Origin of the sequence: Arthrobacter sp. HMWF013, assembly GCF_003061105.1 — a bacterium.
Classification (GTDB): Bacteria; Actinomycetota; Actinomycetes; order Actinomycetales; family Micrococcaceae; genus Arthrobacter.
The window spans coordinates 2,789-11,917 of record NZ_QAIQ01000406.1; the positions used below are offsets into that span (position 1 = coordinate 2,789).

A 9,129-nucleotide genomic window follows, 5' to 3' on the forward strand; every position below is an offset into this window, starting at 1 on the left:
TCCCGGACGGCGCCACCGCCTTCAAGTGCTGCCCGCCCATCCGCGAAGCCGCCAACCGCGAGCTGCTGTGGCAGGGCCTGCAGGACGGGACCATCGACTGCATCGTCTCGGACCACTCCCCCAGCACCCTGGACCTCAAGGACTTGGAAAACGGCGACTTTGCCGTGGCCTGGGGCGGAGTGTCCTCGCTGCAGCTGGGCCTGTCCCTGATCTGGACGGAAGCCCGGCGCCGCGGAATTTCCCTGGAACAGGTGGTCTCCTGGATGGCGGACAAGCCGGCCGCCATGGCCCGTGTATCCAATAAGGGCCGGCTCGCCCTCGGTTTCGACGCGGACTTCGCCGTTTTCGCCCCGGATGAGGCGTTCGTGGTGGACGTGGCCAAGCTCCAGCACAAGAACCCCATCACCCCCTACGACGGCAAGGCCCTCACCGGCGTGGTCCGGCGCACCTACCTTCGTGGGAGCGTGGTGGACAGCCTGACCCCCACCGGGAAACTGCTCCGCCGCGACGTGAGGCTGGCTGCCTTCAACACAGCGCCCACCGCCCAAGCCGAGGCCCTGCTGCGACCTTGCGTCGATGTCCAGCGCTGGGTGGACGGGATAGTCAGCGCCCGCCCGTTCGCCTCCGGGCAGGACCTGCTGGACTTCGCCCGGCACGCCGCAGATCCCTTCACCCCGGAGGAGGTCGAGTCCGCACTGGCCCACCACCCGCGCATCGGGGAGAGGCCCACGGCCCGCACCACCGAAGCGGCGATGTCCCGCTCGGAGCAGGCAGGGCTGGGCCCGGCGGACGCCTCACTGGCGGCCGCCCTCGCTGACGGGAACCGTGCCTATGAGGACAAGTTCGGCCGGGTGTTCCTGATCCGCGCAGCAGGGCGCACCGGCGGCGATATCCTCACCGCCCTCCGGGAAAGGCTGGCGCATACCCCGGAGCAGGAAGAACCCATCATCGCCGAGCAGCTCAGGGAAATCGCACTGCTGCGCCTTCAAGGAGTCATCAGCCCATGAGCACCTCACAGGTCACCACACATATCCTGGACACCGGCTCCGGGCGCCCCGCCGCGGGCGTCGCCGTCGGACTCTACCGGCGCGACGGCGGGAGGTGGACTTCCCTGGGCAACGGCACCACAGACGCCGATGGACGGGCGAAAAACCTCGGCCCCGAACAGCTGGAGCCGGGCACCTACCGCCTCAACTTCGGCACCGGCACCTACTACGAAAGCCTCGGAACACCCACCTTCTTCCCCGAAGTGGACCTCGTCTTCTCGGTGACAGGCGCCGAGCACTACCACGTGCCGTTGCTGCTCAGCCCGTTCGCCTACTCAACGTACCGGGGCAGCTGACCGGTAAGTGGTCCGCGGGCGGCGGTCAATCGGGACGGCCCACCACTACCTGGGCGGGGCTGTGGGTGATGTAGCCGTTGAGCCAGGAAAACAATGCGCGGACCTTCTGCTGGAATCCGGACAGCAGGGCGAGGTGCACGAGCAGCCAGGCCACGAACGCCAGCGGCCCTTGGAGCTGGACGCGCTGGCGCCCGATTTCGGCGACCGCAGCGCCCCGGCCGATCATCCCCATGTAGCCCTTGTCCAGGTACTTGAATGGCTGGCGCTCACCGCCGGTGAGGTCGGCGTAAATGTTCTTCGCCGCCCATTTCCCGGCCTGCTGTGCCACGGAGCCAAGCTGCGGCAGTTTGGCTCCCGTCGAGTCGGTGATGTTGGCCGCGTCGCCCAGGACGTACACACCGTCGAATTCCGGCGCGGTCAGGTCCGGGTGCACATCGATCCGTCCGCCTTTGCCCTGCGGTATGCCGGAGTCTGTGATGATCTTGCCGGCCTTCAATCCGCCCGCCCAGACCACCACCCGGCCGGGAATGAATGCCCCGTCGGCGAGCGCCACGCCGTCTGGCCGGACCTCCGTGACGCCGACTCCCAGGTGCAGCTGGACGCCGATCTTCTCGAGGCGTTCTTTGGTGTATTCCTGCGACTTGGCCGAGAAGGCATTCATCACGTTCGGGATCATGTCCACCAGGTGCACATGGCACCGGGCGGCGAGCTCTGGCGAGAAGTACTTGGACACCACGTACTTGACGTTTTCCATCATGGCCCCGGCGGTCTCCACGCCCGTAGGGCCGCCGCCGATGACCACCACGTCCACGGAGCCGCCGGACTCCCGGTCGGCCTGGTCCAGGAGTTGGGTGAGCCTGGCGCCGAGCCTGGTGGCGTCGGTGACCGAGTACAACGGGAAGGCAAGCTCTTCTGCGCCCGGGGTGTTGAAGAAGTTGGGCACGGCGCCGGCCGCAATGACGAGCACCTGCGCCTGGAAAGTGTCGCCCTCCAAGGTAGTGACCGTGCCGTTGGCTGCATCCACTGCCGCCACTTCCGCGGTGAGCACCCTGACCGACCTGAGGCGGCGGAAAACCGACCGGATGGGCCGGGCAATGGCCGAGACGCCGATCTGGGACGTCGCCACCTGGTAGAGGAGGGGTTGGAACTGGTGATAGTTGTTGGCGTCGATCAGCAACACCCTGACGCCCTTGCGGCCAAGTTTCCTGGCAGCTGTCAGGCCGGCAAACCCGGCCCCGACCACGATGACCTGATACGTCTGCTCCATCCGAGCAACCTACTCCATCCGGCGCCGGTGCAACAGGGTGCCAAACCTTGGCCTTGTGATTCTGCTGCTGTTGGGTTTAGCGTCTGTTTTGTGAATGAGCCGCACTCACTGGCGGTTGTGGTGGCCCACCCCGATGACGATGCGTACGGGTGCGCGGGCTCGATTGCCCTGCACGAGGACGACCCCGGGTTCAGGTTCTGCCTGGTGCTCGCCACCGATGGCGGCGCCGGGCAGATCAGCAAAGGTGTCCCGACGACGCCCGAAGAGTTGGGTGCCTGGCGGCGCCGGGAGAGCGCCAGCGCGTGGCAGGCCCACGGCAGGATCCCCGACCGGCACGAGTGGCTGGACTACGCCGACGGGAGGGTGCCGGAAGTCGACTTCGAGGAACTGGTGGGCAGGATCCTGGAGATCCTGCTCCAGGAGCGGCCCCAGGTGGTAGCCACCTTCGGGCCTGACGGAATCACCGGGCACCGGGACCACATCGCGGTGGGCAGGGCAACCGACGAAGCGTTCGCCCGGGCCAGGGAAACGCCGGGCCCGGGCTTGCGGCGGCTGGTGCACGGTGCCATGCGTGCCTCGACCTTTGACCGGTGGAACGTCAGCCGGCAACGCCAGGGTCTGACGCCGTGGGACCCCACCCGCGAATACCACCTGCGTCCGGTCCCCGATGATCGGATTGACATTGAGGTGGACACGAGCGCGGTGGCGTCCCGGATCATCGCCGGCCTGCTGGAGCATAAGTCGCAGCGGGACGTCCTGATCGATCCGGGTGTGGACCCGCGCCGCTGGGCCAGGATCGTGTCCCGGGAATCGGCTGTCCTGGCGTGGCCGGGCCGGCCGGCCGGAAGTGCTTTGCTGACCGACCTCTTCGAAGGCCTTTGACCGGCCAGCACAGCGTTCGGCGGGGACCGGGGACTTTCGGATCTTGTCCAGGTGGCCGCACATGTTGTTCAATGTCGCCACCATACCCACACGGACTGTTGAGCCGGGCAGCAGCCACGGAAGAGAAGAGAGCCCGTTGTCTGGAAACAGAGCAGTTGCCTACAAGGGACCCGGCAAGGTCGAAGTCATTGACACCGAATATCCCATCTTTGAGCTGAAGGACGGCCCCGGGGTCAACCCGGCCAACGTCGGCCGGAAGATCCCGCACGGGGTGATCCTCCGCACCGTCACCACCAACATCTGCGGATCGGACCAGCATATGGTCCGGGGCCGGACCACCGCCCCCGCCGGTCTGGTTCTCGGCCACGAAATCACCGGCGAGGTGGTGGAGACCGGGCCGGACGTTGAGTTCATCAAGGTCGGTGATATCGTCTCGGTCCCGTTCAATATCTCCTGCGGCCGGTGCCGGAACTGCAAGGAGCGGAAGACCGGAATCTGCCTGAACGTGAACCCGGACCGGCCAGGCAGCGCCTACGGCTACGTGGACATGGGCGGCTGGGTGGGCGGACAGGCCGAATACGTCCTGGTCCCGTACGCGGACTGGAACATGATGAAGTTCCCGGACCGTGACCAGGCGCTGGAGAAGATCATGGACCTGACCATGCTCTCGGATATCTTCCCCACGGGATTCCACGGAGCCGTCACGGCCGGGGTGGGGGTGGGTTCCACCGTGTACGTCGCCGGCGCAGGCCCGGTAGGGCTGGCCGCCGCGGCAGGTGCTCAGCTGCTCGGCGCTGCGGTGGTGATCGTCGGGGACCTGAACGAGGAACGGCTCGGGCAGGCCCGCAGCTTCGGCTGCGAAACCATCAACGTCGCCAACGGAGACCCCGCGGACCAGATCGAACAGATCCTGGGGGTCCGCGAAGTCGACGCGGGCGTTGATGCCGTGGGTTTCGAAGCCCGCGGCCACGGCCATGGCAGGGAAGCCGAGGAGGCCCCGGCCACGGTGCTGAACTCGCTGATGGAAATCACCGCGGCCGGCGGCGCTTTGGGGATCCCGGGGTTGTATGTCACCGGCGACCCTGGCGCCGTCGACGATGCAGCAAAGAAGGGTTCACTGTCGCTCAGCCTCGGCACCGGCTGGGCCAAATCGCTTGCCTTCACTACCGGACAGTGCCCGGTCATGAAATACAACCGGCAGCTGATGATGGCCATCCTCCACGACAGAGTCCAGATCGCCAAGGCCGTCAACGGCAAAGCGATAACCCTGGACGAGGCACCCCGCGGCTACGCCGAATTCGACGCCGGCGCAGCCACCAAATACGTCCTCAACCCCAACGGCTACGTCAGCGCGTAACAAATTCACCGAGAACAAGGAGCAAGACAATGACGTCACCCAGCCTCGCCGAAGCCCGCACCATCATCTCCGCCGCTGAAAAGCGCGCCGGGGAAATCGGCCAGCCGATGAACATCGCGGTCGTGGATGCCGGCGGCAACCTCGTCTCCCACGTCCGTATGGACGGCGCCTGGATCGGCAGCATCGACATCTCGATCAACAAGGCCTTCACCTCACGAGCCTTTGATATCCAGACCAAGGACCTTGGCGACAACTCCCAACCGGGAAACCAGTTCTATGGAATCCATGCCAGCAACCACGGACGGATCATGATATTCGCCGGCGGTATCCCCTTGACCCGTGATGGCCAAGTGGTCGGTGCCATCGGCGTCAGTGGAGGGTCGGGTGAACAGGACCAGACCGTAGCGGAGGCAGGCGCCAGCGCATTTGCCGGCGGGTCCGACTGACAGGCAACCCCTTCAACGCATCCCCCGGAGGGGCTCATCTGCGGGTCAGAAGGTGAGCGTGCGCGGGGTTACCGTGAGCCGTATGCCCGCGTTCAGTCCAAGCAGGGCCCTGGATACTTCCGGGACGTCAATCCGTCCTTGCCAGTGTTCAGGTGTGCTGTCTGTGTCTTTCAGCTGATCATTATCGTCGGGGTCCCAGTCCCGCAGGGCGGTTGGAATGGTGCTGTTCCACGCGGCCCATGCCTTGGGCAGCGGCCGCTGCGCAGTGGGCGGTTCGATGTCAACGAGCAGGGTGTCCTGCCAGTCCTCGGTCTGTTCCATGTGGTCATCAAAGAAAAAGTGGCCTTCCTTTTCGGTGATGGACATGAGCCGGAGTTTGAGGGCGTGGCGCAGCCGGGGTACTTCCCTGCCTCCCACGCGCGGACGGGGCGCTTTCGAGGAGAGGAAGGTCGTGAGCAGTGGAACGGGCGAGTCTATGGGGTCACCTTCCCGCCAGTGTTCTATCTGCACAGGGCAGAAGTGGGCGGCGCTTTGCTCATGGACCAGGACGGGCAGTCCGCGTATGGCCAGCCCGACGTCGAGCTGGAATTCGACCTCGGGCGGGGCGGCCTTGCCGACTGTGAAACCCACCAGCTCCACTTCGATTTTGAGGTCCCCGAAGAGGAACCGCTGCAGGTTCTGGTAGCCCTCCTCCGAATTGACGATCCCGTAGCGCCCGCTGTGGCTGCGATGCACCACGGCCAGCGGAGCCCCCCGGACCGCGGCGTTATCGATCTGGACGAGGCCGTCGCTGCGGGCACCTACCGCTTTTGAGGACAGTCCGAACGCAACGTCGTAGTCCTCGGGATTGGAACCGACCAGGCAGAACAGTTCATCCACCGGAAACCCGTCATCCGGAATTTCGGTCGGGATGAAGTCGTCGCGGGTTCTTTTCCGCCTTAGCTTTTCCGGTGTCAGGTAGTCGTACATCCGGTCAGGGCCGAAGATGTCGGCGCCCTGGATGCCGGTGGCGTCCCGGATGCGCTCAAGCAGCCCGAAGCCTATCGCGAAGCGGATTCCGCCATGGGGGGTGGCATACGTGAATACCCGCGCCACAAACCGGTTCCCGGCGGAAGGGTCGATCTCCCCGTCCGCGCCGGCGAGGGCCTCCGGAATAATGCGCTGCAGGAGAGAGCGGCAGATCAGCCCTCCCATGGAGTGGGCAACAAGAAATACTTTGGGGGCACCTGTCTTTTCCAGGACAAGCCTGATGAGCTTGAAGAGGTCCCGCGCAGCGTCCTGGAACGAAAAACCCTCCGGCTCCTCAGAAAACGTGTCCGCCGATTCGTCATAGAAACGGTGGATCCACACCGATGCGGGGTTCACGGTGCCGGCGTCCACCCCATTCAGGTAAGCCCATTGGTCCCCGTGAACCGGCACCTCGTACTTATGATCCGTGACCAGCCGGAGCATTGGAGATTCAAACTGGTGGAACTTCGCCCTTCCGTTACTGTCCGCGCGTACATGCACCGACCCCTGGCTGAAGCCATAAAACGGATCGTCCACTGCGCTGTTGATTGCGGAGCCATTACCGGCAAAGCCCCGGACATAAATTACCGGGAGCCTGCCGTCGTCACCCGGGAAAACCATCTCGCAGCCCTCTTCCGAAACAGGCGCACTTTTCAGAACTGATGAAGTGCACGGTAATGGGAAAAGTCGACCACGGGCGCGTTACTGCAGCGTTACCGGTCCTGCACGCCCCGCAGTTCGAAATGGCAACGTGGTGAATCTTGAGCCATTATTTCGGAAAGGTGCGATATTTCCTGATTCTCCTGCAACACAATCAAAAGCAGCCAGAAGAAGTGCACACCGTGAACCGGTCAGGCATCTCTCAGGCCGGCAGGTGACGATTAAGGTGCATTTACATCCGGACCTTCCAAAACGGACCGAGGCACAGACCGGGAGCGGATGAACGCCATGACGAGAGACGACCACCCCGGGCCGGGCAGTGGGGATAAAGCCGATGACGGCGAGATCCCGCCGGTAGAGACGATGATCATCAGGAGATGGCAGGAGCAAGGTCACGCCCAGGGTTTCCGGGCGCGAATAACCTACGGGCAGACCCCTGGAAGCGCCCTAAGCACTGTATCCACCGCTGACCCCTACGAGGTCCTAAGAGTGGTGCAGGAGTGGCTGGCCGGCCAGCCAGGAATTGCCGGCGGGAAGTAGGTTCTCCATCCTCGGGGTGGCTTGGTGATCAAGTGCGTCAGTGATGAGGTTTGTGAGGGCCTCGGAAGGCACAATCCCCATGTCTACATGGAGCTTTACCCGGTAGCGCTCATAGGACCTCAACGCAGCGGCCGGGTTGTTTTGCAGGATCTCCGCAGCAATGAGGAGCCGAACGGCGTTCTCATAGAGCGGCTCAATTTCCAGTGCTGCCTCGGCGGCTTCCCCCGCTACCTCATAAATACCCCGGGCAAGTGACTGCCGCGAAATGGCCGTGAAAGCGCGAAGCCGGTCCTGCCGCAGCCTGCTCTGTTCAAACATCACCCAGTCCTCATACCAGCCCGGCAGCACCTCCGCATCCCGCAGCTCATGCAATGAGGAGCCAACTTCGCCGTCAAGTCCGGCGTGGTGCAGGGTGCGGATCCGGGCCCTGATCCGGTGCAGGTCCACATCAACCCGATCGTTCAGTGACAACATTGCACCGGCATTTACGACCAAACCGGGCACCTGCCGTGAAATGAGGTGGACACTCACGCGCAGACTTTCCAGCGCACGCGCATCAGGATATTCCGGCCACAACAGACCGACGAGATAGCTCCGAAGGTTTGGACCCCGGATGGCCAGCGCGGCGATAAGGCGTTGCTGACGTGTTGCAACATGGAGGACGGTGGTGTCCCGGCGCAGCCGCCACGACCCGAGCAAATCCAATTGCAATTCTCTACAGCCGTCGTCGCCCATAAGAATCTGATTTCCGGTTCGGTCTGAAGTGTATTGATCAGATAGGAATGAGGATCCTCAACACGATGGATATTGTCAATAAGCACTTGGTCCCTATGTTCATCGCTGAGAGTTGGCTATCCGAAAGCGCCAGGTAACACCCCCTATTGTGTGTCGGCGGGGACTTCCGAACAGTATCTTCCCAATAGCGCGTGGGACCTCCGGCTATTGACATTCCAGGACGGGGTGAACCCGAAACAGTGCGGACACTCAGCTTCGGGCAGTGGACATACGGATGCTCGACGCCGTCTCACGGGCCGATGCTGACGATCCCGCGGCCAATGGCACGAGCCGCCGCCTCCGTTCGGGAGCTCACGCCGAGCTTGTCGAGAATGTTGGCCACATGGCGGTGGACCGTCCGCTCGCTGATAAAGAGCTCACCCGCAATTGCCCGGTTCGTCAGGCCCTGCACGATCAACCTGAGCACCTCGATTTCGCGTGGCGAAAGGCCATGCTGGGACGGGGCGCCGGCGGGCAGGAGCATGCCCTTGACCTCAAGGACGTCTGGGCGGGCGCCGAGCAGCGTGAACCCGTTCCGAGCCGATTCCAGCTCCAGGCCGGCGGCCTCGTGGTCGCCCACGCTCCGGTACGCCGTGGCCAGGAGGACGGAACACCGCGCAATCTCGTAGGGGACATCCAACAACCGCCACAGATCGGCTGACCGTCGGAGCTCGGGAAGCGCCTTCTGCCACTCACCATCGGCAAGGGCCAGCTCGCCCAGGGCCCGCGCATGGGCGGCGCGCACGCTGTCGGAGGCGAAATGCTCCGCTAGGCTGCCCATCTCGGCGGCAGCGGCCGCAGCTTCCCCCGCGGCACCCGCCGCGAGGAGGACGGTCACGGCCGCGGGCAGCAG

At 64.3% G+C, this 9,129-nt stretch carries 9 protein-coding genes; 5 read left to right on the forward strand and 4 right to left on the reverse strand.

Annotation, left to right across the window (positions count from 1 at the left end; translation table 11 throughout):
- The coding region (gene uraD, locus DBR22_RS24585) for a 2-oxo-4-hydroxy-4-carboxy-5-ureidoimidazoline decarboxylase (protein WP_258229225.1) at window positions 1-1,007 on the forward strand (1,007 nt) is incomplete at its 5' end.
- Window positions 1,004-1,342, forward strand: a complete 339-nt coding sequence (gene uraH / locus DBR22_RS15040; protein WP_108599693.1) for a hydroxyisourate hydrolase — start codon at window positions 1,004-1,006, stop codon at window positions 1,340-1,342. The genes uraD and uraH, both read left to right, overlap by 4 nt.
- A gap of 25 nt (window positions 1,343-1,367) precedes the next feature.
- On the opposite strand, the gene DBR22_RS15045 is transcribed toward uraH, so the two are convergent.
- Window positions 1,368-2,609 (reverse strand): NAD(P)/FAD-dependent oxidoreductase, encoded by a 1,242-nt coding sequence (locus DBR22_RS15045; protein WP_108599694.1) that lies wholly within the window; start codon window positions 2,607-2,609, stop codon window positions 1,368-1,370.
- Window positions 2,610-2,699: 90 nt separating this feature from the next.
- On the opposite strand from DBR22_RS15045, the gene DBR22_RS15050 reads away from it, so the two are divergent.
- From DBR22_RS15050 to DBR22_RS15060, 3 genes are all read left to right on the forward strand, one after another.
- Window positions 2,700-3,491: a PIG-L deacetylase family protein gene (locus DBR22_RS15050; RefSeq protein ID WP_108599695.1), complete on the forward strand. Its 792-nt coding sequence runs from the start codon at window positions 2,700-2,702 to the stop codon at window positions 3,489-3,491.
- Between the two features lie 136 nt (window positions 3,492-3,627).
- Window positions 3,628-4,848, forward strand: a complete 1,221-nt coding sequence (gene fdhA / locus DBR22_RS15055; protein ID WP_108599696.1) for a formaldehyde dehydrogenase, glutathione-independent — start codon at window positions 3,628-3,630, stop codon at window positions 4,846-4,848.
- 29 nt (window positions 4,849-4,877) lie between these two features.
- Window positions 4,878-5,294, forward strand: a complete 417-nt coding sequence (locus DBR22_RS15060; RefSeq protein ID WP_108599697.1) for a GlcG/HbpS family heme-binding protein — start codon at window positions 4,878-4,880, stop codon at window positions 5,292-5,294.
- A 45-nt stretch (window positions 5,295-5,339) separates the two neighbouring features.
- Here DBR22_RS15060 and DBR22_RS15065 read toward each other — a convergent pair whose 3' ends face one another.
- The 3 genes from DBR22_RS15065 to DBR22_RS25185 form a co-directional block, all read right to left on the reverse strand.
- Window positions 5,340-6,674: an esterase/lipase family protein gene (locus DBR22_RS15065; protein ID WP_258229226.1), complete on the reverse strand. Its 1,335-nt coding sequence runs from the start codon at window positions 6,672-6,674 to the stop codon at window positions 5,340-5,342.
- Window positions 6,675-7,445: 771 nt separating this feature from the next.
- On the reverse strand, window positions 7,446-8,237 hold the full coding sequence (locus DBR22_RS15070) for an AfsR/SARP family transcriptional regulator (protein WP_108599699.1): 792 nt from the start codon (window positions 8,235-8,237) through the stop codon (window positions 7,446-7,448).
- A gap of 289 nt (window positions 8,238-8,526) precedes the next feature.
- A partial coding sequence (locus tag DBR22_RS25185) for a helix-turn-helix transcriptional regulator (RefSeq protein WP_308810218.1) occupies window positions 8,527-9,129 on the reverse strand: 603 nt, incomplete at its 5' end.

Excerpts from the sequence above, each read along its gene's own strand:
- uraH (WP_108599693.1), top strand. The coding sequence starts at position 1,004 with ATGAGCACCTCACAGGTCACCACACATATCCTGGACACCGGCTCCGGG.
- DBR22_RS15045 (WP_108599694.1), bottom strand. The coding sequence starts at position 2,609 with ATGGAGCAGACGTATCAGGTCATCGTGGTCGGGGCCGGGTTTGCCGGC.
- DBR22_RS15060 (WP_108599697.1), top strand. The coding sequence starts at position 4,878 with ATGACGTCACCCAGCCTCGCCGAAGCCCGCACCATCATCTCCGCCGCT.
- DBR22_RS15070 (WP_108599699.1), bottom strand. The coding sequence starts at position 8,237 with ATGGGCGACGACGGCTGTAGAGAATTGCAATTGGATTTGCTCGGGTCG.